Origin of the sequence: Marinobacter sp. S0848L (genome assembly GCF_023016065.1) — a bacterium.
Taxonomy (GTDB): Bacteria; Pseudomonadota; Gammaproteobacteria; order Pseudomonadales; family Oleiphilaceae; genus Marinobacter.
Window position 1 is genome coordinate 244,417 of record NZ_JALKAQ010000001.1, and the last position, 22,139, is coordinate 266,555.

The following is a 22,139-nucleotide window of genomic DNA, read 5'->3' on the forward strand; positions in this document are numbered from 1 at the left end:
CCACCCTGGTTGTATTTTTGGAGACACTTGATGGCTATTTCCCGCCGGGACTTTTTAAATGGTGTGGCGCTTACAATCGCCGCCAGCATGACACCCCTCAGCATGCTCAGAGCAAATCCGGCGGCGGAGTATTTGTACCCTCCCTTACGCACAGGCATGCGGGGGAATCACCCGGGCTCCTTTGAAGCTGCTCACAAGCTGGCTCGCGAAGGCCACCGATTCGCCCTTGGCGGATTAGCGGTTAAAGAAACCTACGACCTCGTTGTGGTGGGTGCGGGCATCAGCGGCCTGGCGGCTGCCTGGTATTACCGCCAGCGTCATCCAGATGCCTCCATTCTGATCCTGGATAACCATGATGATTTTGGCGGCCATGCCAAACGCAACGAGTTTCACGTGGGTGACAATACGCTTCTCACCTACGGCGGAAGCGAATCCTTTCAGTCTCCGGAAGCCCTGTTCAGCGAACAGGTGAATTCGCTGCTCGAATCCCTGAATGTGGATATTGAAAAGTTCAAACGATATTTCGACCAGGACTACTACTATCGACAGGGCATGAGCCGGGGTGTGTTCTTCGATAAGGCTCATTTCGGGGTCGACAAAGTAGTTGGCGGTAGCCCTGAGATGGGTGTTGCAGACGATCTTCGGCCAGACCTGCTCAATGCGCGCTCTCTGGAGGAATACATCCGGGATTTCCCTCTGCCGGAGAGTGACATTCAGGCTTTGCTGACGCTGCACATCAACCCGCCACACTATCTGCAAGAGATGTCTGTTGACGACAAGGTGGAATACCTTAGTACGATCAGCTATCTGGACTTTCTGAAGAACATTGCCGGGCTTAGCGATAGCGCTTTGCTGTATTTCCGCTCCACCAGCACCGAATTTTATGGCTATGGTATCGATTCCATAGCGGCCATCGACGCCCATGAAGTCGGCTATCCGGGCTTCACCGCCATGGGGCTGCCCGAACCGGGCGAAGAAGTGGAAGCAGAACTGAACGAGCCGTACATCTACCACTTCCCGGATGGTAACGCGTCCGTCGCTCGGCTACTGGTACGGGATCTTATTCCCGAAACTGCCAGCGGCAACACCATGGAAGACGTGGTGATGGCTAAATTCGATTATCACAAACTGGACCTCGCCAGCAGTAAAACCCGGCTGCGCCTGAACAGCACCGTGGTCCGGCTGGACAACCCCGACGGCCCGGTCGACATTGGCTATCTGCAGGACGGGGTGTTGCATCGCGTGCAGGGGCGCCAGTGCATTCTTGCCTGTTACAACATGATGATTCCATCCATGGTGCCTTCCCTGCCAGCAGCCCAGAAAGAGGCGCTGCACCAAAACGTGAAAGCACCACTGGTTTACAGCAAGGTCGTGTTGAAAAACTGGCATGCTTTCAAGAAAGTCGGGGTGCATTCGCTGTATTCCCCAACAGCCCCCTACAGCTTGGTAAAACTCGATTACCCGGTCAACATGGGCGGTTACCAGCACGCCAAAGGCCCGGAAGAGCCGATCGTCGTTCACATGGTTCAAGTGCCCACCGCGGCCAATACCGGCCTGGACGTGCGCCAGCAATTACGCATGGGCCGAGCCGAATTGCTGGGTCGCTCTTTCGCGGAAATGGAGCAGGAAATCCGCGCTCAGCTTTCGGCAATCCTCAACCTGTCTCCGGGCGATCTGGACGGATTGATTGAGGCCATTACCATCAATCGCTGGTCTCACGGCTACAGCTATGAAGAAACCAGCCTGTTTGATACGGAAGAATCCACCGAGCGCACCATCCATCAGGCACGCCAGCGCCATGGTCAAATCTCTATTGCCAATTCAGATGCGGCCTGGAGCCCCTACATGCACGCAGCGATTGATGAAGCCTGGCGTGCTGTGAACGAACTGACCGGTCAGGAGATTTGAGCATGTCTATATCAAGAGCATTGGCCATCACCGTTGGCCTGTTCAGCACCCCGTTATTGGCGGCGGATGCGGACCTGATCGAGAAAGGTGAATATCTGGCCCGCGCCAGTGACTGCGTGGCCTGCCATACCAAGCCCGGAGGCAAGCCCTTCGCCGGGGGGCTGGCTATGCCCACGCCGGTCGGCGAGATCTACACAACCAACATCACGCCGGACCCGAAAACCGGGATTGGTCACTACAGTCTCGAGCAGTTCGATGCCGCCCTCCGCAAGGGTGAATCGCCAGACGGCCCTCTGTATCCGGCAATGCCGTACCCAAGCTACAGCAAGATGACGGACGACGATGTTGCCGCCCTGTACGCCTATTTCTTGAATGCCGTGCAGCCGGTACACCAGGAAAACACCGCGCCGGATATCCCCTGGCCGCTGAACATGCGTTGGCCCCTGAATATCTGGCAAAGCGCATTTCTTGAAGAGGGCGTCTTTCAAAAAGATCCAGCCCAGTCAGAGCAGTGGAACCGTGGCGCCTATTTGGTGCAGGGTGCCGGACACTGTGGTTCCTGCCACACCCCAAGAGGCATTGGGTTTCAGGAAAAAGCACTCACCGAAAAAGGTGACGCATTCCTTGCCGGTGCCGAGCTGGATGGCTGGTGGGCAACCAGTCTGAGAGGCGACCGACAGAACGGTATTGGCGCCCTCTCGGCACAACAAATTGCCGATCTTCTGAAAACAGGGATGGCGGGCCAGATAACGGTATCAGGCTCGATGGGGGAAGTGGTCAGCCACAGTACTCAGAATCTGACCGATGAGGATCTGATGGCAATTGGCGTGTACCTGAAATCTCTGTCGCCATCACCGGAAACATTTGTCACCAACGTTGAGCAACCAACCCTCAATGGCGCCGAGTTGTACAACGAATACTGTTCGACCTGTCATGGCCAGAACGGTGACGGGTTTGAGGGCGTAACACCTGCGCTTGCCAGCAACCCCACGGTGGTTTCCCGGAATCCGAGCTCCGCCATCCGCGTTGTTCTAAACGGCACAACCACGCCGGTCAGTGGCCCGGGACACACTCAACGAATCATGCCCGGATACGGTTGGCAGCTAAACAACGACCAGATTGCCAACCTGCTTACGTTTATGCGCACGCGCTGGGGCAACGATGCGCCGCCGGTTTCCGCAGAGGACGTAGAGCAACACCGGTAAGACATCGGGGCGATGAGCGTGCGGCCATCGCCCCTTTCCAATTCAACCTGTCCAAGAGGCCAGAATGCGCGCCCCAACTCACACCCCACCCTCCAGGTTTTCTACGTTCTTAATCGTTTTTGCGCTGGCCATGGGCGGATTTGGTATCGGTACTGGCGAATTTGCCATCATGGGTCTGATGCCGAACGTCGCGGCAGATCTTGGTATCTCCGAACCGCAAGTAGGCCACCTGATCTCGACCTATGCCTTGGGGGTTGTGGTAGGCGCTCCCTTGCTAGCCATTCTTGGCGCCCAGCTATTCCGGCGCCAACTGTTGATTCTTCTAATGATCTTCTACGCCCTGGGTAATGTTGCCAGTGCTTTGGCCAGCAACTACCAAACGCTTTTGTTCTTTCGTTTTGTTTCCGGCCTTCCTCATGGCGCCTATTTCGGGGTTGCCGCCTTAGTCGCCGCGTCACTGGTATCACCGGACCATCGGGCAAAAGCTGTTAGCCAGGTGATGATGGGGCTATCTCTGGCGCTATTGATTGGTAATCCCCTGGCAACTGTGCTCGGGCAATCCATGGACTGGCGCTATGCGTTCGGCTTCGTTGGCGCCATTTCCCTGTTAACAGTCGTGCTGGTGGCCTTATTGCTGCCGAAAGATCCGAGCGAGCAACGACACAGCGCTCTGAGCGAACTTCGAGCCTTCAACAAGCCAGACATCTGGCTTGCACTGGCCATTGGCTCCATCGGATTCGCTGGCATGTTCGCCGTGTTCAGCTACCTGGCTCCCACCTTGCTGCAAGTCACTCAGGTTGATGAAAGCTGGATTCCCGTTGCCCTGGTGGTGTTCGGGCTGGGCGGTTTTGTTGGCAATCTTCTCGGGGGCTGGCTGTTTGATCGCCTGCAATTTCGCGCCGTAGGCGTGGTGCTGATTTTCAGTGCCGTTATCCTAAGTGTGTTTCCATCAACCACCAGCTACCTACCCGCATTATTGACCGCCTGTTTCCTGACTGCGTTGATGGTTGCGCTGGGGCCGGCACTGCAGACTCATCTGATGGATGTGGCCGCTGGCGCTCAAACACTGGCGGCCGCCTCTCATCACGCTGCCTTTAATCTGGCCAATGCTCTGGGCCCTTGGCTGGGAGGGCTGGCTATCACCGCAGGATTTGGCTGGCAATCCACCGGATACGTCGGCGCTGCCACGGCGCTGGCCGGGTTATGTATTTTCCTGATAGCGTGGCGGCGGTCGGCGCCGGAATCCAGGGCCGAACCACAAACCGATGCAGCGGTTTAGGTAACCATTATGATTCGGCCCGGTTAGGCAGTAGAATAGCGAACTTTAATAAATATTCGTTCGTTATTCTTCCGATACCCTGACCCGGTGCGCCGCCTATGGATCCAATGGCCTCTGTACAATCCGGCAGTACTCATGCCCGGCTGTTGCAGCTTCTGGCCACCGGCGATGCACCTCGAAAACCTGACAACCTGCCCTGCTTCGCCGAGCGACTGAGCCGTTTATTCGGGCTTGGAGATACCATGTCATTGGATGCGGCGACCGCGTTTCGAAGCCGCCAGCCCGGCATGAATCAGGAGGCGGTTTTCGAGCAACTGACTAAAGAGTTGAGCAACATCCGGCGGGCATTGCGGCGCAAAATCGGACGCTACGGTGAGGAAGTCGAAGCCAGCGATAGTGTCACAGCCGAAACCTACCTGAATGCCTGGCTGGTGCTGCAGCGCAAGGTGGCGGCCTCCAGCCGCCAACTCCGGGACAAAGTGCGCAAGGCGATGAAAGAGCACAACCAAGATCTTGCTCGCCTGGCGGAACTGGATTCGGTTTTCGACCACACCATGGCCAGCTACACCAGCCAGTGTTTTTCTCATATTTCCAAGGTTCTGGAACAGCGATTCCACAGCCTGCAACCCTCCTCTGATTCACCCCCTAAAACCGGCCACACGCCGGATGACTGGCTCCACCGTTACTGCGAAGACGCGCAGAATCTTTTACTCGCTGAACTGGATGTTCGGCTGGAGCCGGTATTGGGGTTACTAGAGGCCTGCCACAACGAGGTAAATCACTCTCCATGAGCAGACTTTTCTTCTTTCTCGCATTCGTTACCGGTTTGGCGGTAACCGGCTGGATTGGCCAGCGTTTCATCCATTCCGACCTGCTGGCGCTGTCTGTCACTATGATCATTGCCGTGGTGTATACGCTGGGCTTTGTGGAGTTGATGGGCTTTCGCAGCACCACCCGAAAGCTGGCCGATAAACTGACTACGACTCCAGAGAACCGCGAGCAACTGTCGGGGTGGCTAGCCGGCCTGCCGGAGCAAGTACAGTTTGCCGTGCAGCGGCGTATTGACGGTCATTTTGCGGCCCTGCCCAGCCCGCAATTTACCCCTTATCTTGTCGGCCTGCTGGTTATGCTCGGCCTGCTGGGCACCTTTGCCGGCATGATCGTGACGTTGAGCGGTGCCGCGTCGGCCCTGGATGGCAGCACCGAGCTCAGCGCTATTCGCAGCGCTTTGGCTGCGCCCATTGCCGGACTCAGCCTGGCCTTTGGCACCTCCATTGCCGGTGTGGCAGCTTCCGCCATGCTGGGGCTGGCCTCAACCCTGAGCCGGCGTGAACGGTTACAGGTTTCCCGCCAGCTGGACAACACCCTGCGCCGGCGCTTGCACCATCTGTCCGCAGACTACCAGCGCCAGCAAGCGTTCAATGCGCTGGAGTCGCAAGCCGACGCCCTGCCGCAAATGGCCTCAGCCATGGAAAGCATGACCGCCCGTATGGAGCAGCTGGGCCAACAGCTGGAACAATCCCTGACCCAAAACCAGCAGGAATTCCACAGCACGGTGGGCAGTCACTACCAGTCGCTGGCAGACTCCGTGGCTGAATCGCTGGAAAAAGCACTGGAGTCCAGCACGCGCGTGACCGCAGAACGGATTGAACCGATTGTCGCCGACGCCATGACCAACTTGCAGTCCAGCGCTGGAAAGCTCCATGAGCAGTGGGCGGCCACCACTCAGCAGCAACTGGCCGGTTTGCAGAACACCTTTCAGGAATACCAAACGCAGTTCCGAAACGAGAGCGCCGGGATTGCCAGCCAACAGCAGCAAGGTTTGGATACACTGATCAACCGCATCACCGAGCAGCTTACGACGCTGCACGAACAAGAAGTCGCCCGTGGCGACGCCGCGCACAACCGGTTGGCGCAGCTGGAAGCCACCGTGACCAAACACCTGACAGAGCTGGGTTCGGGGCTGGAAGCGCCCATGACCCGCCTGATCGAAACGGCCTCGGAAACACCGAAAGCGGCGGCGCAGGTGATTGCCCAGCTGCAATCCGAGATGGCCCGCAACAGCGAGCGGGAAAACCAGTTACTGGAAGAGCGCCAGCGCTTGGTGCAAGAGCTGGACACTCTGCTGGAATCCCAGCGCAGCAATGCCGACAGCCAACGCCAGGCGGTGGATTCGCTGATCAGCGGTGCCGGCGATACGCTCTCGGACATCAGCGAACGTTTCAACCTGTTGATGGGGGAACAAAGCCAGCAGCTCAGCAAACTGGGTGAAGACCTCACTGGCAGCAGTCAGGAAGTGGGTGCGCTCAGCGAGGCCTTCCTCAAGGCGGTCGAACTGTTCAGTGCATCCAACGAGCAGCTTCAAGACAGTCTCGGCAACATCCAGAAAGCCTTGGATACCGCCAGCAACCGCCACGACGAGCAACTGGCCTATTACGTGGCCCAAGCCCGCGAAGTGATTGACCTGTCCGTCAGCTCCCAAAAGGATGTTATTGATGCCGCAGCAGCGCTTCGCCGCGGCGAGCTTGAAACCAGCGGAGCCGAGTGATGGAACATCTGGAGGACAGCGAACAGCAGTCCACGCCGATCTGGGCCATTTTCTCGGACCTGATGGCGGCTTTGGTGGGCATTCTGGTGCTGATACTGGTGTGGGTCATTGGGGTGCAACTGGAACTCAGCCAGTCTCTGGCGGAAGAAAAAGCCAAGCGGGAAGCCGAAGAAGAGCGCCGTATTGCATTGGAACAAGCGCTGGAAGACCCGCTCACCAAAGGTTTGGTGACTTTCAGTAATGGCCGCATTGGCATCAGCGGCAACGTGCTGTTCCAGTTGAACTCGGATCAACTGCAAGCCGATGGTGTTGAGGTGTTGGAATCGCTGGTGACCCCGCTGAAAACCTATCTGACCCAGCACGATGAATTGTTGATGGTCAGCGGCTTTACCGATGACTTGCCGATGCACCGGGGCAACCGGTATCAGGACAACTGGGGACTGTCAGCGCAGCGTGCGCTCACCGTGACCCGCACGCTGATGGAATTGGGGCTGCCGAACGATCGTGTTTTTGCGGCCGCGTTTGGCCCGCATCACCCTGCCGTGCCGAATGTAGATGCGGAATCCCGCGCCCAGAACCGGCGGGTGGAAATCAGCACTGTGCCCCGAGCTTCAAGCAGCCCCGCAGCCGACTCTCAACCGGACACCGAAATCTGATGTCTGGCCTGGCTGAATCGTCTCTGCTTGCTCCCCTGCAAGCCGCCGGCGCTGACCAAATAGATCCGGTGCGCTTTCACTATTTAGCGACACTGGAACAACGCCTGCGTGCGAAAGGCCTTCAGGGCAGCGCCCATTGGCACAAACTGGAGCAGGCCGTCGCTGAGTTACAAACCACAGAGCGGGAACAGGCCGAGCAATCTTCGGAGGCGGAGCCCCGTTCTCGCTCTCCCCTGCTCGAGTTGATCGACAAACTCAATCAAGCCGCAGGAAACACTCCGGCACAAGCGCCCCGCTCCCCGATCGAACAACTGATTTTCGGAGCAGAGGAAGAGCAAGAGTTTGAAGGTTCACAAGCCACACCAGAGAACCCGCAACCGTTAAAAGCCATGGCCCGCGCAACGGCTGACCACGGCGTGCAAGCCCTTCAAGAACGCATTCAACACGCCATCGAAGATATCCCTCAAGATGCCGGTCCAATGAATGCCCATCGACTAGTCAGCCGGGCTATTGCCGAAATGCAGCGACTGTCACCGGAATATCTCAACCGCATGGTGAATTACACCGACACGCTGATGGCGCTGGAAAAACTGGGGCGTAAAACCTAGATTAACAAGCAGAAATACAGCCTACCCGATTGTGTTCTACACTTTCCTCAGTGTTCAAGCTGATAAGGAGAACCATAGTGGACGTGTTCGAAGCGTTGAGACAAGATCACGACGTACAACGGGAATTATTGGAGCAACTGGCCGACACCTCAGGTGATGAGCAAGTTCGCCGGCAGGGGTTCGCACAGCTCAAAACCGAACTGACGGAACACGCGGCGGCTGAAGAAAAGCATTTCTACGCCCACCTGATGCAACACGAACAAACCCAGGACAAAGCCCGCCACAGCGTTGCCGAGCATCACGACATTGATGAATGCATCGAGCAGCTTGAACAAACCGATTATTCCAGCCCTCAATGGCTCCAGCTATTCAAGGAGCTGCAACACCTTGTCAGCCATCACCTGGAGGAGGAAGAACAGGAAGTGTTCCAGATGGGCGGCAAGGTACTGACCGATCAGCAGAAAGAAGATCTGGGCGGCCAGTACCGCAATGAGATGGAAAAGCGCAGGGGCACTTCTAACTAATCGAACTGGCCAGCTGACTTACCTCAGCTGGCTGTCTTTACTGCCACGCCGGTTAATGCCGCCGGTACTACTGTCTTTCGCCTCCAGTTTCGACTGGCAAGCGACGCACAGCTGTACACCGGGAATGGCTTCGCGCCTTGCTTCCGGGATGGGTTCATCACACTCGATACAGAACTCAGCGCTTTCTCCAGAGTGAAGGTTGCTACGCGCTTGTTCGACTGCATCTTCAATCGTGGCATCTATCTGATCTTGTACGGCTCCGTCTCGAGTCCAACCGCCGGCCATATCATCACCTGCTAGTTGCTATCTTTTACAGAAACACTTTGAAGCGTATCGGTATTGATTATAGCCGAGAACTCGTTCTCTGTTTACAGCGCGAGGGTGATGAAGAAACTTTCAGGAGGCAGGGACGAAACTAAATGCCCCGGATGATTCCGGGGCATTGTGCTACTGCAATCTTACTTTACTTTCGGGTCCAGCTCGCCAGCGTCGTAACGCTCGAACATTTGCTCGAGGTTCAGCGGCTTGATTTTGCTGGCCTGGCCGGCACAGCCGAAGGCTTCGTAGCGAGCAACACAGATGTCGGTCATCGCTACCATGGTGGCCTTCAGGAATTTACGCGGGTCAAACTCGGCTGGGTTCTGCGCCATGAAGCGACGAACCGCACCGGTGCTTGCCAGACGCAAGTCGGTGTCGATGTTTACTTTACGCACGCCGTGCTTGATGCCTTCAACGATTTCTTCAACCGGTACACCGTAGGTTTCCGGGATTTCACCGCCAAATTCGTTGATTACTTTCAGCCATTCCTGGGGTACAGAGCTGGAGCCGTGCATGACCAGGTGGGTGTCCGGGATGCGCTTGTGGATCGCTTTGATCTGCTCGATCGCCAGGATGTCGCCCGTTGGTGGACGGGTGAACTTGTAGGCGCCGTGGCTGGTGCCGATGGCGATGGCCAATGCGTCTACGTGGGTTTTTGCCACGAAGTCTGCCGCTTCTTCCGGGTCGGTCAGCATCTGGTCCATGTCCAGGGTGCCTTCAGCGCCAATGCCGTCTTCTTCACCGGCTTGGCCAGTTTCCAGAGAGCCCAGGCAGCCCAGTTCGCCTTCTACGGAAACACCGCACGCGTGCGCCATTTCGACTGTGCGACGGGTTACGTCTACGTTGTATTCGTAGCTGGTCGGGGTTTTGCCGTCTTCACCCAGTGATCCGTCCATCATGACGGAGCTGAAGCCAAGCTGGATGGAGCGCTGGCATACGGCCGGGCTGGTGCCGTGGTCCTGGTGCATTACAACCGGGATGTGCGGCCATTCTTCGATGGCGGCCAGGATCAGGTGGCGCAGGAAGGGCGCGCCGGCGTATTTACGGGCACCGGCGGAGGCCTGAACAATAACCGGGGAGTCGGTTTTGTCGGCGGCTTCCATGATGGCGCGCATTTGCTCGAGGTTGTTTACGTTAAAGGCTGGCACACCGTAACCATGCTCGGCGGCGTGGTCCAGAAGTTGCCGCAGCGATATCAGGGCCATGGGTTGTCTCCTTCATTAGACTATTAATGTTTGGAGCAGACTGTTATTCAGGAGTCTGCTGCGGAGGGAGGGGGCACGGTTTCGCGGAACCGCTACGAGCACATCCATGTGCGCTTCTCTCAGGCCATCCTTGGCCTTCGAAATTCCGCGAAACCGTGCCCCCTCCCTCCTTGCGATTCTTACTTGTTTCTAGGCTGTCCTTTATTCAGTTCTGACTGAAATCAGGCGCCTCTTTCTTCCAGTACAGCGACTGCCGGCAGGGTTTTGCCTTCTACGAATTCCAGGAAGGCACCGCCGCCTGTCGAGATGTACGAGATCTTGTCAGCTATATCGTATTTGTCAACGGCTGCTACAGTGTCTCCGCCGCCGGCCAGTGAGAAAGCGTCGCTTTGGGCGATGGCTTCAGCGAGGGCTTTGGTGCCGTTGCCGAACTGGTCGAATTCGAACACGCCGACCGGGCCGTTCCAGAGGATGGTTTTGGCGCTCTTCAGGAGTTCGGCGAACTGGCCGGCAGTCTCCGGACCTACGTCGAGGATCATGTCGTCGGCGGTTACGTCGGAGATGTTTTTGACGGTAGCAGTTGCGGTTTCAGCGAATTCGCTGGCAACAACTACGTCAACCGGCAGCGGGATTTCTACTCGGCTGGCGATGTCTTTTGCGGTGTCGATCAGGTCGTGCTCGCACAGGGATTTGCCAACCGGGTGGCCGGCGGCCGCCAGGAAGGTGTTGGCGATGCCGCCGCCTACGATGATCTGGTCGCACACTTTTTCCAGTGCGTTCAGTACGTCCAGCTTGGTGGAGACTTTGGAGCCGCCAACGATGGCTACAACCGGCTTGGCCGGGTTATCCAGCGCTTTACCCAGTGCGTCCAGCTCAGCCGCCAGCAGCGGGCCGGCGCAGGCTTCGGGGGCAAACTTGGCCACGCCGTGGGTAGAAGCCTGGGCGCGGTGTGCGGTGCCGAAGGCGTCCATCACGTAGATGTCGCACAGGGCCGCATATTGCCTGGCCAGGTCTTCGTTGTCTTTCTTTTCGCCTTTGTTGAAGCGAACGTTTTCAAACAGAACCACTTCGCCGTCGGCCACTTCCACGCCGTCGAGGTAGTCTTTAATCAGTCGTACGTCCTGCCCCAACATGGAGGACAGGTGGTCGGCGACCGGTTTCATGGAAGAGGCTTCGTCGTACACGCCTTCTTCCGGGCGGCCGAGGTGGGACATCAGCATGACTTTCGCGCCGGCGTCTTTCGCTGCTTTGATGGTGGGCAGTGAGGCACGGATGCGGGCATCGCTGGAGACTTTGCCGTCTTTTACCGGTACGTTCAGGTCTTCACGAATCAGAACCCGCTTGCCGGCGAGGTTCAGGTCAGTCATTTTTTTGATGGCCATAATCAAGGTCCGTAGTTATGGATTCAGTCGTATCTATCTGGAGATCAGGGTTTGCTTAGCCAGGCCTGGCTGACATTCAGCATTCGGTTGGCAAAACCCCATTCGTTATCAAACCAGCACAGCACCTTTACCATGGTGCCGCCGGTCACTCGTGTTTGTCCGCCATCAACCACCCCCGAATGGGAATCGTGGTTGAAGTCGGAACTCGCCAGCAACTCATCAGTATAGTCAAGGATGCCAGCAAGGGGGCCTTCAGCAACGCTTTTCAGGAGCTGGTTTACAGCCGTTACATCGGTGCGTTCACGTACATTCACCACCATGTCGATGGCCGACACGTTGAGCGTTGGCACGCGAATGGCCACCGAGCTGAAACGGCCTTCCATGTGCGGCATTAGCCTCTCGATACCGCGCGCTAACCCGGTATCAACGGGCACCATGTTGTGGAGAGCGCTTCGGGTGCGGCGCAAATCCTTATGGTGATAGGCATCAATCACGGGCTGGTCGTTCATCGCGGCATGAATGGTGGTGGTGCTACCCTGCTCCACTCCGAAAGCGTCATCCAGCACTTTGATCACCGGCACCAGGCAATTGGTGGTGCAGGAGCCGGCGGCCACAATCACTTCATCTTGCGTTAACGCCTGATCGTTGATGCCGTAAACCACAGTACGGTCTACATCGGCTTCGCCCGGCTGCGAGAACAGCAACTTCTTGGCCCCTGAGGCGATATGCTTTTCTGCGGTCGCTCGATCAGTGAAGGAGCCCGAACATTCGAGCACCAAGTCCACGTCCAGCAAGCGCCAGGGTAAATCATCCGGGTCCGGGTGGCGCAGCACCCGGATGCGATCGCCGTTCACGATCAGATCATCACCTTCCACCGCCACCTTGCCGTTGAGCCGCCCGTGGGTGGAATCGTATTTGGTCAGGTGGGCGATGGTGTCGATGTCTGACAACTCGTTAATCGCGACCACCTGCAGGTGGTCGCGAAAGCCGTTCTCATACAATGCCCGCAACACGCACTGGCCGATACGGCCGTACCCGTTGATAGCAATTCGATAAGGCTTTGAGTTGCTCATCAAGCGTCCAGAAGTTCAGCGGCCACTTCCAGGATGTTTTCGACGGTGAAGCCGAATTCCTTAAACAGTTCACCGGCCGGTGCAGACTCACCAAAGGTGGTCATGCCCACAACCCGTCCGTCCAGGCCAACGTACTTGTACCAGTAGTCTGCGATGCTGGCTTCGATGGCGATGCGGTTAGTCACTTCCAGCGGCAGAACTTGCTGCTTGTATTCAGCGCTCTGGGCATCGAATACATCAGTAGAAGGCATGGACACCACACGTACGGCTTTACCCTGCTCGCGCAGCTTGCCAGCAACGTCTTGTGCCAGACCGACCTCGGAGCCGGTGGCAATCAGGATCAGCTCAGGCGTGCCTTCGCTGTCGGACAACACGTAGCCACCTTTGGCCACGTTCGCCAACTGCTCGGCGTTACGGTCTTGATGCGGCAGTCCTTGACGAGAGAACACCATGGCCGTCGGGCCGTCGTTACGCTCAAGAGCAGACTTCCACGCTACCGCGGATTCAACGGCATCGGCCGGGCGCCAGGTGCTCATATTCGGCGTGGTGCGCAGGCTGGCCAGCTGTTCGATGGGCTGGTGCGTGGGGCCGTCTTCGCCCAGACCGATGGAGTCGTGGGTAAATACAAAGATGGAGCGCTGCTTCATCAGTGCCGCCATACGCACGGCGTTACGGCAGTATTCCATGAAGATCAGGAAGGTGGCTCCGTACGGAACAAAGCCTCCGTGCAGGGCCATGCCGTTCATGATGGCGGCCATACCAAACTCGCGCACACCGTAATAGATGTAGTTGCCGGAGGCGTCGTCTTTGGTCACGCCTTTACAGCCAGACCAGATGGTCAGGTTGGAACCGGCCAGATCGGCAGAGCCGCCCATCAGTTCCGGCAGCATGGGACCATAGGCGTTCAAGGCATTCTGGGAAGCCTTGCGGGAGGCGATGGTGTCGCCTTTGTCCTGGCATTCCTGAATGTAAGCCTGAGCCTTTTCAGCGAAATCAGCAGGCAGCTCGCCAGCCATACGGCGTTTGAATTCAGCAGCCAGTTCCGGCTCGGCTTGTTCGTAGGCGGCAAACTTATCATTCCAGGCTTGCTCGGCCGAAGCGCCTTTTTCTTTGGCATTCCAAGCGGCATAGATGTCGTCAGGAACTTCGAAGGCACCATGGTTCCAACCCAGCGCTTCACGGGTCAGAACGATTTCATCGTCACCCAGCGGGGCACCGTGGCAATCTTCTTTGCCTTGCTTGTTCGGAGAACCGAAGCCGATGATGGTCTTGCAGCAAATGAGTGTCGGCTGCTCGGTGTTTGCATGGGCCGCTTCTACGGCGGCACGAATCGCGTCAGCGTCGTGGCCGTCTACATTCGGGATAACCTGCCAGCCGTAGGACTCAAAACGCTGCGGAGTATTGTCGGTGAACCAGCCTTCCACTTCGCCGTCGATGGAAATGCCGTTGTCATCGTAGAAAAACACCAGTTTGCCCAAGCCCAAAGTACCGGCCAGAGACGCCACTTCGTGGGAAATGCCTTCCATCAGGCAGCCGTCGCCCAGGAAGGCATAAGTGTAGTGGTCAACAATGTCGTGACCCGGGCGGTTGAACTGAGCCGCCATCGCTTTTTCTGCCAATGCGAAACCGACGGCGTTGGCAATGCCCTGACCCAGCGGCCCCGTAGTGGTTTCTACGCCTGGGGTATACCCGTACTCAGGGTGCCCCGGAGTCTTCGAGTGCAGCTGACGGAAGTTTTTGATGTCTTCAATCGACACGTCGTACCCGCTTAGGTGCAGCAAAGAATACTGCAGCATGGACCCGTGACCGTTAGACAAGATAAAGCGGTCGCGGTTGGCCCACTGCGGGTTAGCCGGGTTATGGCTCAGGTAATCGTTCCACAATACCTCGGCGATATCTGCCATTCCCATGGGCGCACCCGGGTGGCCGGATTTGGCTTTCTGAACCGCATCCATGCTCAGCGCGCGTATGGCGTTGGCGAGATCTTTACGAGACGGCATTGACAATTCTCCAGTGTTTTTCAGGACAAGACTTCAAGCTGCAAAAACTGCTCAAAAAGAAGGCGCGTATTTTCGCCGATTAGGGTATCCGGGGGCAAATTTCAAACAAGAATAAATCTATATCAAAAAAATTTGATATGCCTATTGATCGATCAACCGAACCCCCCTAAACTCTTTCGCCATGACATCACTCAACACGCACGCCCCCGAAACCTCATCCGTAGAGGCTCTGGCACCGATCTTCAAAGCAAGCGGGGATCCTTTACGCCTTGAGATTCTGCGGGTGCTGCGCCGGGACACGTTTGGTGTGCTTGAGTTGAGCCAGCTGTTCGATATGCGCCAGTCCGGCATGAGCCACCACCTGAAGGTGATGCACAAAGCGGGCTTGCTGGAACCCCAGCGTGAAGGCAACGCGATTTTTTACCGCCGCCCACTGCATCTGGACAGCGTGAAACTGGCGGACCAGGCCATTCGGCAGATATTTGCAACGGTAGACCGGGTGCCTCTGCCCATCGCACTTAACGAAAAGATTGAGGCCATTCGGGCACAGAGGGCCGAGCAGTCGCAGGCGTTTTTCTCACGCCACTCGGCGCAGTTTCGGGAACAGCAGGAATTGATTGCCGCGTTTGATCTGTATGCCGACCCGACAGCGGAGCTGATTCGCAAACGAGTGAGCCAACAGAACTGGCAGAGCGTATTGGAGATTGGTCCGGGCGAAGGTGGCTTTCTGCCTGTTTTATCAGAGCTTTTCGAGCACGTAGTCGGGCTGGACAACAGCAAAGACATGCTCGCCAAGGCGACCCGAACGTGCATTGAAGAACGGCTGAACAACGTTGATTTGATAGAAGGCGTCACCGATACCGTACTGGCCAGCGGTGATGCGTTTGACCTGATTGTGGCCAACATGGTGCTGCACCATGTGCCCAGCCCGGCGGACATCTTTCTGGATGCCGCCGCCCTGATGAACAACGGCGGCTGTTTCATTATCAGTGACCTCTGCAGCCACGATCAGGACTGGGCCAAAGAAAACTGCGGCGATCTTTGGCTAGGCTTCGAGCCCGAAGAACTGACCGCATGGGCCGCCGACGCCGGGCTCAACGCGGGCGAACAATTATTTATCGGCTTGCGAAACGGCTTCCAGATTCAGGTTCGAGAGTTCTGGAAAACCACAAAAAGAGCCTAAAACGCACGCAGATCACGGAATATCTAAAAAAATTGATATAGAAGTAAGTACTAATACTTACACCCCGAAAACACAAAAAGAGCCGGTAGGTCATCCCTGACAGTGCCGGTACGAATTTGACAACGCTCACAGAGGACACACGTATGTCTGACTACAACATCTTTACCTCCGAATCGGTCTCTGAAGGCCACCCGGACAAACTGGCGGATCAAATCTCTGATGCGGTCCTGGACACCATCCTGACCGACGATCCGCACGCCCGCGTAGCCTGTGAAACTATGGTAAAGACCGGTGTTGCCATTGTCGGCGGTGAAATCACCACCAGCGCCTGGGTTGATCTGGAAGACCTGGTTCGCGGTGTGATCAAAGACATCGGCTACACCTCGTCAGACGTAGGTTTCGACGGCAACACCTGCGGTGTAATCAACATCATCGGTAAGCAGTCGGTCGAAATCGCCCAAGGCGTTGACCGCCAGAAGCCGGAAGACCAGGGCGCCGGCGACCAAGGCCTGATGTTCGGCTACGCCAGCAATGAAACCGACGTACTGATGCCTGCACCGATCACCTTCTCGCACCGCTTGGTGCAGCGCCAGGCTGAGGCCCGTAAAAGCGGATTGCTGCCGTGGCTACGCCCGGATGCCAAGAGCCAGGTCACCTGCCGCTACGAAAACGGTAAAGTGGTCGGTATTGACGCGATTGTACTGTCCACTCAGCACGATCCGGACGTCAGCCAGGCAGACCTGAAAGAAGCCGTGATGGAGCTGATCGTCAAACACACTCTGCCGGCAGAGCTGCTGCACAAAGACACCCAGTTCCACATCAATCCGACCGGAAAGTTCGTTATCGGTGGCCCGGTGGGCGACTGCGGCCTGACCGGCCGTAAAATCATCGTAGACACTTACGGCGGCATGGCGCGCCACGGTGGCGGCGCTTTCTCTGGCAAAGACCCGTCGAAGGTTGACCGTTCTGCCGCTTACGCTGGCCGTTACGTTGCCAAGAACATCGTTGCTGCGGGTCTCGCCGACAAATGCGAGATTCAGGTGTCTTACGCCATCGGCGTGGCGCAACCTACCTCTATCTCGCTGAACACCTTCGGCACCGGCAAGCTCAGCGATGAGAAAATCGTTGATCTGGTACGCGCACACTTCGATCTGCGCCCCTACGCCATCACCAACATGCTCGACCTGCTGCACCCGATGTACCGGGAAACCGCAGCTTACGGCCACTTTGGCCGTGACCCATACGAAATGACCGTTGGCGGTAAAACCTTCACCGCCTTCCCTTGGGAAAAGACCGACCGCGCCGCTGCACTCAAAGACGCTGCCGGCATCTAAACCATTTTCAGGCGCATGAACAATCTCATGCGCCTAAACAGAACAAACCGGAGAACACCTATGAGCAACTTCGACGATTACAAAGTACACGATATTGCCCTCGCCGATTGGGGCCGCAAAGAGATTCAGATCGCCGAAGGCGAAATGCCCGCACTGATGAAACTGCGTGAAAAATACAAAGCCGAGCAGCCGCTGAAAGGCGCCAACATCATGGGCTGTATTCACATGACCATTCAGACCGCCGTGCTGATCGAAACACTGGTCGAGCTGGGCGCGAACGTGCGCTGGTCTTCGTGCAACATTTTCTCTACCCAGGACCAAGCCGCTGCGGCCATCGCTGCGCAAGGCATTCCTGTTTTCGCCTGGAAAGGTGAAACCGACGAAGAATACGAATGGTGCCTGCACAAGACCGTTGGCGCAGACGTAGACGGCTGGGAACCCAACATGATCCTGGACGACGGCGGCGACCTGACCGAACTGCTGCATAAAGAATACCCTCAGATCATTGCCAACTGTCACGGTGTTACCGAAGAAACCACCACCGGCGTTCACCGCCTGCAGGAAATGCTGCGCGACGGCACCCTGAAGATCCCGGCGATCAACGTGAACGATTCCGTGACCAAATCCAAGAATGACAACAAGTACGGCTGCCGCCACAGCCTGAACGATGCCATCAAGCGCGCCACCGACCACCTGTTGTCTGGCAAGAAAGCTTTGGTTATCGGCTACGGCGACGTAGGTAAAGGTTCTGCCCTGTCCTTGCGCCAGGAAGGCATGATCGTAAAAGTCACCGAAGCGGACCCAATCTGCGCCATGCAAGCCTGCATGGACGGCTTTGAAGTGGTTTCTCCGTACATCGACGGCATCAACACCGGCACCGAGCAAGGCATCAACGCCGACCTGCTGGGCACCACCGATCTGCTGGTTACCACCACCGGTAACGTCAACGTGTGCGACGCCAACATGCTGAAAGCTCTGAAGAGCGGCGCTGTGGTGTGCAACATCGGCCACTTCGACAACGAAATCGACACCGCTTACATGCGTAAGAACTGGGAATGGGACGAGGTTAAGCCGCAGGTACACCTGATCTACCGCGACAAGGCTACCAACGACCACCTGATCCTGCTGTCCGAAGGTCGCTTGGTGAACCTGGGCAACGCAACCGGTCACCCGTCACGGATCATGGACGGCTCCTTCGCCAACCAGGTGCTGGCTCAGATGTACTTGTTCGAACGCAAGTTTGCCGACCTGCCGGAAGACGCTCGGGCCAAAGGCATCTACGTTCAGGTACTGCCCAAGCAGCTGGATGAAGAAGTGGCTCGCGCTATGGTTGAAGGCTTCGGTGGTGTGATCACCAAGATGACCCCGGACCAAGCCAAGTACATCGGCGTGCCGGTCGAAGGCCCGTACAAGCCAGAAACATACAGGTACTAAGCGGATAGAATCATGCAATCCCAAAAACAATTCAAACGTCGCTTCAGCTTCGAGTTTTTCCCGCCTAAAACAGATGCGGGAAAAGAAAAACTTCAGGTTGTCCGCGATCAGCTCGCCGAGGTGAACCCGGATTTTTTCTCGGTCACCTTCGGTGCAGGCGGCTCAACCCGTGACCGCACGATTGAAACCGTGCTGAACCTGCATCAGCAGGGGATCTCCACAGCGCCGCACCTGTCCTGCGTGGGCGGAAGCCGCGCCGAGATCGGCGAACTGCTGGACGAGTATAAAGCCAACGGCATCAACCGGATCGTGGCCCTGCGGGGCGACCTGCCCTCTGGCATGGGTGCTTCCGGCGAACTGCGTTACGCCAACGAGCTGGTCGAGTTCATTCGGGAACACAGTGGCGATCACTTCAACCTCGAAGTGGCCGCCTACCCGGAATTCCACCCGCAGGCTCGCAGCGCGGAAGATGATCTGAAGAATTTTGCCCGCAAGGTACAGGCTGGCGCCAACAGTGCGATCACCCAGTACTTCTTTAACGCGGACAGCTACTTCTATTTCATCGATCGTCTGGAGAAGATGAACATCACCATTCCGGTGGTGCCGGGCATCATGCCCATCGTCAACTTCTCCAGTCTGGTGCGTTTCTCCGACATGTGCGGCGCGGAAATCCCGCGTTGGATCCGCAAGCAGCTGGAAGCTTACGGCGACGACACCGTCAGCATCCGGAAGTTTGGTGAAGAAGTGGTGACCCGCATGTGCGAAGATCTGCTCAAGGCCGGCGCACCCGGATTGCACTTCTATACCCTGAACCAGACCGAACCCAGCCTTTCGATCTGGAAGAATCTGGGCATTACCGACCGGGAAAAGATCTCCTTCTGATCTTTTTTCAATCGACTCTCTCCCACCCCGGGAGAGAGTTTTTCTTTTAAATTCTGCCGAATAATCCTCCCTGATTACCTGAAACCCCTCGTTTTTTAGTCTAAAGTGTATCTGATGCAATCCCATTTACGTTCCCCGTGATGCGCAAACACAACCCTGCGTCATCGTGGTCTGTCTTACCGGGCAGAAGGAACCATAACAAGACTTAGGAGAAAGCATGAGCAGCAAATGGCTAAAAACACTGGGCGCAGGTTTGGCACTATCCGTGGCCGCATCGTCGGTCAGTGCAGAGACTCTTCGAGTCGTTACAGACCCCAGTTTCGTTCCCTTTGAAATGATGGATCAGGAAACCGGCGAAATGGTCGGTTTCGACATGGAAATCATCGCCGAGGTGGCTGAACGGGCAGGCTTTGACTACGACCTGAACACCATGGATTTCAACGGCATTATCCCCGCCCTGCAAACGGGCAACGTAGACATCGCCATCGCGGGTATCACCATCACCGAAGAGCGCGGCGAGATCGTTGATTTCTCCGATCCGTATTACGACTCCGGCCTTCGAATTCTGGTTCGTACCGACTCCGATATGGACGAGATGTCCGATCTTGAAGGCAAAAAAATCGGTTCGAAAATCGGTAGTACCAGTTACGACTACCTGATGAAAACCCTCGACGACGATGACGGCGTAACGCCCTACCCCGGCAGCGCCGACATGTACATGGCGCTGATGTCGCGCGCGGTTGACGCGGTTTTCTACGACGCGCCGAACGTCGGCTACTTTGCCAGCACCAAGGGTAAGGGAAAGGTCAAAGTTGTGGGCCCACTTTACGAAGGCCAGCAGTACGGCATTGCGCTGAAGAAAGGCAGCAAATGGGTTGGCCCGGTCAACGAAGCGTTGGCCGAAATCAAAGACGATGGCACTTACAAAACCATTTATGAAAAATGGTTCGGGCCGATGCCTGAAGACAAATAACCCTCCACTCGTGCCGGTCAGGGCGCACAACGCCCTGACCGGTTACTCCCAACTCAACGGAGACACCTACTGTGGAATTCCAGTTTCAATTTGACTGGCAGGCAGCAATACATTCCATCCCCTATCTCGCCAAGGGTATCCCTTACACTCTGATGATTTCCTTCGGTGGCCTAGCCATCGGGTTTGTTCTGGGCATCATTTTCGGCTTGTTGAGTATCAACAAGAATTGGTTTCTGCGCTGGCCGGCCACCGCTTACATCGAGATCTTTCGCGGTACGCCGATTCTGGTGCAGGTACTGTTCATCTTCTACGGCTTGCCCGACTTGGTCGGCGGCCCTATCGACCCACTCACAGCCGGTATTGCCGCCATTGCTCTGAACTCCGGCGCGTACATTTCGGAAGTGGTTCGTGGCGGCGTACAGTCGATCGCCAAAGGCCAAAGCGAAGCGGGCCTGTCTTTGGGCTTGTCACGTACCCAAACGTTCTGGTCGATCATCTGGCCGCAAGCCTTCCGGCGTATGATCCCGCCGCTCGGCAACCAGGCCATCGTGAGCATCAAGGACACGTCCCTGTTCTCGGTCATCGGTGTCGGCGAACTGGTGCGTCAGGGTCAGGTTTACATCGCCAACACCTTTACCGCATTTGAAGTTTATTTTGTGGTGGCGCTGATGTATTTGGCGATTACCTTGTCCTTGTCTCTGGTTCTGCGGCTAATGGAACGCCGCGGCCTTGCATCCGTCTGAAGGAATCCGAACCATGACTCAGATAGTCACGATGAAGGGCATGAACAAATATTTCGGCAAACTGCATGTCCTTAAAGATATAGACCTGACCGTTGAACAAGGTGAAGTGGTGGTGATCATCGGTGCCAGTGGCTCCGGTAAATCCACCCTGATCCGCTGTGTCAACGGTTTGGAAGAGTACGAATCCGGCTCATTAAGTGTTGATAACCAAGCTTTGGCCCCCAAAGGCGGCAACCAGAAAACACTGGCTGAGATCCGCAAAGAAGTGGGCATGGTGTTCCAGCAGTTCAATCTGTTCCCTCACCTGACCGTGAGAAAAAACATCATGTTGGCGCCAATGAAAGTAAAAAACACCTCCCAGGTTGTCGCCAACGCTACCGCCGAGCGGCTTCTTGAGCGCGTCGGCATTGGCAACCAAGCCGACAAATACCCAAACCAGCTATCTGGCGGGCAGCAGCAGCGAGTCGCCATTGCCCGGGCGCTGGCCATGGAGCCCAGGCTGATGCTGTTCGATGAACCAACATCGGCGCTTGACCCGGAAATGATCGGTGAAGTGCTGGATGTAATGCGGGAGCTGGCCAAAGAAGGCATGACCATGATGGTGGTCACCCACGAGATGGGCTTCGCACGTGAAGTGGCTGACCGGGTTATTTACATTCACGAAGGGCAGATTGTCGAAGAAGGCAAACCGTCAGATGTGTTCGACAACCCGCAAAACGAAAGGACGCAAGCGTTCTTATCCCGGGTATTGGCGCATTAGAACCCAGCGGCCAAAGAAAGCCCGTCAACATTGATCCACCGGTCTCAAAAGCTCGTAAATCAATGAGGCCGGGGGTTTTCTCCTGTGAATTCAAGAATTGAATAAATGGCATCAACAAACAGGA

At 56.5% G+C, this 22,139-nt stretch carries 20 protein-coding genes; 15 read left to right on the plus strand and 5 right to left on the minus strand.

All coding sequences use genetic code 11. From position 1 onward, the window contains the following. The first annotated feature begins 30 nt into the window (after positions 1–30). From MWU64_RS01190 to MWU64_RS01225, 8 genes are all read left to right on the plus strand, one after another. Complete coding sequence (locus MWU64_RS01190) at positions 31–1,908, plus strand: NAD(P)/FAD-dependent oxidoreductase (RefSeq protein ID WP_247059613.1); 1,878 nt, start codon at positions 31–33, stop codon at positions 1,906–1,908. A 2-nt stretch (positions 1,909–1,910) separates the two neighbouring features. Further along, a complete protein-coding gene (locus MWU64_RS01195) occupies positions 1,911–3,113 on the plus strand; it encodes a cytochrome c (protein ID WP_247059615.1) in 1,203 nt (400 codons plus the stop codon). 64 nt (positions 3,114–3,177) lie between these two features. Continuing rightward, positions 3,178–4,392 carry an MFS transporter gene (locus tag MWU64_RS01200; protein ID WP_247059617.1) on the plus strand — a complete coding sequence of 405 codons (1,215 nt, stop codon included), beginning with the start codon at positions 3,178–3,180 and terminating at the stop codon, positions 4,390–4,392. 98 nt (positions 4,393–4,490) lie between these two features. After that, the gene (locus tag MWU64_RS01205; RefSeq protein ID WP_247059619.1) at positions 4,491–5,183 is read left to right on the plus strand and encodes a DUF3348 family protein; all 693 of its coding nucleotides are present in this window, start codon (positions 4,491–4,493) and stop codon (positions 5,181–5,183) included. Next, a complete protein-coding gene (locus MWU64_RS01210; protein ID WP_247059626.1) occupies positions 5,180–6,940 on the plus strand; it encodes a DUF802 domain-containing protein in 1,761 nt (586 codons plus the stop codon). The genes MWU64_RS01205 and MWU64_RS01210 overlap by 4 nt, the downstream gene beginning before the upstream one ends. Next, the gene (locus MWU64_RS01215) at positions 6,940–7,596 is read left to right on the plus strand and encodes an OmpA family protein (protein WP_247059628.1); all 657 of its coding nucleotides are present in this window, start codon (positions 6,940–6,942) and stop codon (positions 7,594–7,596) included. Before MWU64_RS01210 ends, MWU64_RS01215 begins: the two co-directional genes overlap by 1 nt. Further along, positions 7,596–8,204 (plus strand): DUF2894 domain-containing protein, encoded by a 609-nt coding sequence (locus MWU64_RS01220; RefSeq protein WP_247059630.1) that lies wholly within the window; start codon positions 7,596–7,598, stop codon positions 8,202–8,204. The genes MWU64_RS01215 and MWU64_RS01220 overlap by 1 nt, the downstream gene beginning before the upstream one ends. A gap of 77 nt (positions 8,205–8,281) precedes the next feature. Further along, positions 8,282–8,728, plus strand: a complete 447-nt coding sequence (locus MWU64_RS01225) for a hemerythrin domain-containing protein (RefSeq protein WP_247059632.1) — start codon at positions 8,282–8,284, stop codon at positions 8,726–8,728. Positions 8,729–8,746: 18 nt separating this feature from the next. Here MWU64_RS01225 and MWU64_RS01230 read toward each other — a convergent pair whose 3' ends face one another. The 5 genes from MWU64_RS01230 to tkt form a co-directional block, all read right to left on the minus strand. After that, positions 8,747–9,013 (minus strand): DksA/TraR family C4-type zinc finger protein, encoded by a 267-nt coding sequence (locus MWU64_RS01230; RefSeq protein WP_247059634.1) that lies wholly within the window; start codon positions 9,011–9,013, stop codon positions 8,747–8,749. A gap of 173 nt (positions 9,014–9,186) precedes the next feature. Then, on the minus strand, positions 9,187–10,251 hold the full coding sequence (gene fba, locus MWU64_RS01235) for a class II fructose-bisphosphate aldolase (protein ID WP_247059644.1): 1,065 nt from the start codon (positions 10,249–10,251) through the stop codon (positions 9,187–9,189). Between the two features lie 221 nt (positions 10,252–10,472). After that, complete coding sequence (locus MWU64_RS01240; protein ID WP_247059646.1) at positions 10,473–11,633, minus strand: phosphoglycerate kinase; 1,161 nt, start codon at positions 11,631–11,633, stop codon at positions 10,473–10,475. Between the two features lie 44 nt (positions 11,634–11,677). Next, entirely contained in the window at positions 11,678–12,706 is a 1,029-nt protein-coding gene (locus MWU64_RS01245) for a glyceraldehyde 3-phosphate dehydrogenase NAD-binding domain-containing protein (RefSeq protein ID WP_247059648.1), read from the minus strand. After that, on the minus strand, positions 12,706–14,706 hold the full coding sequence (gene tkt / locus MWU64_RS01250) for a transketolase (RefSeq protein WP_247059650.1): 2,001 nt from the start codon (positions 14,704–14,706) through the stop codon (positions 12,706–12,708). Before tkt ends, MWU64_RS01245 begins: the two co-directional genes overlap by 1 nt. Before the next feature lie 181 nt (positions 14,707–14,887). On the opposite strand from tkt, the gene MWU64_RS01255 reads away from it, so the two are divergent. From MWU64_RS01255 to MWU64_RS01285, 7 genes are all read left to right on the plus strand, one after another. Next, positions 14,888–15,889, plus strand: coding sequence for a metalloregulator ArsR/SmtB family transcription factor (locus tag MWU64_RS01255; protein WP_247059653.1), 1,002 nt, complete (start codon positions 14,888–14,890; stop codon positions 15,887–15,889). A 143-nt stretch (positions 15,890–16,032) separates the two neighbouring features. Then, positions 16,033–17,223, plus strand: a complete 1,191-nt coding sequence (metK, locus tag MWU64_RS01260; RefSeq protein WP_247059655.1) for a methionine adenosyltransferase — start codon at positions 16,033–16,035, stop codon at positions 17,221–17,223. A gap of 27 nt (positions 17,224–17,250) precedes the next feature. Then, positions 17,251–18,657, plus strand: coding sequence for an adenosylhomocysteinase (gene ahcY, locus MWU64_RS01265; protein WP_247059657.1), 1,407 nt, complete (start codon positions 17,251–17,253; stop codon positions 18,655–18,657). A 12-nt stretch (positions 18,658–18,669) separates the two neighbouring features. Further along, entirely contained in the window at positions 18,670–19,539 is an 870-nt protein-coding gene (gene metF / locus MWU64_RS01270; RefSeq protein WP_247059659.1) for a methylenetetrahydrofolate reductase [NAD(P)H], read from the plus strand. Between the two features lie 217 nt (positions 19,540–19,756). Continuing rightward, positions 19,757–20,512 carry a transporter substrate-binding domain-containing protein gene (locus tag MWU64_RS01275; RefSeq protein ID WP_247059661.1) on the plus strand — a complete coding sequence of 252 codons (756 nt, stop codon included), beginning with the start codon at positions 19,757–19,759 and terminating at the stop codon, positions 20,510–20,512. 71 nt (positions 20,513–20,583) lie between these two features. Continuing rightward, positions 20,584–21,255, plus strand: a complete 672-nt coding sequence (locus MWU64_RS01280) for an amino acid ABC transporter permease (RefSeq protein WP_247059663.1) — start codon at positions 20,584–20,586, stop codon at positions 21,253–21,255. Between the two features lie 13 nt (positions 21,256–21,268). After that, positions 21,269–22,015, plus strand: a complete 747-nt coding sequence (locus MWU64_RS01285) for an amino acid ABC transporter ATP-binding protein (protein WP_281496194.1) — start codon at positions 21,269–21,271, stop codon at positions 22,013–22,015. The last annotated feature ends 124 nt before the right edge of the window (positions 22,016–22,139 follow it).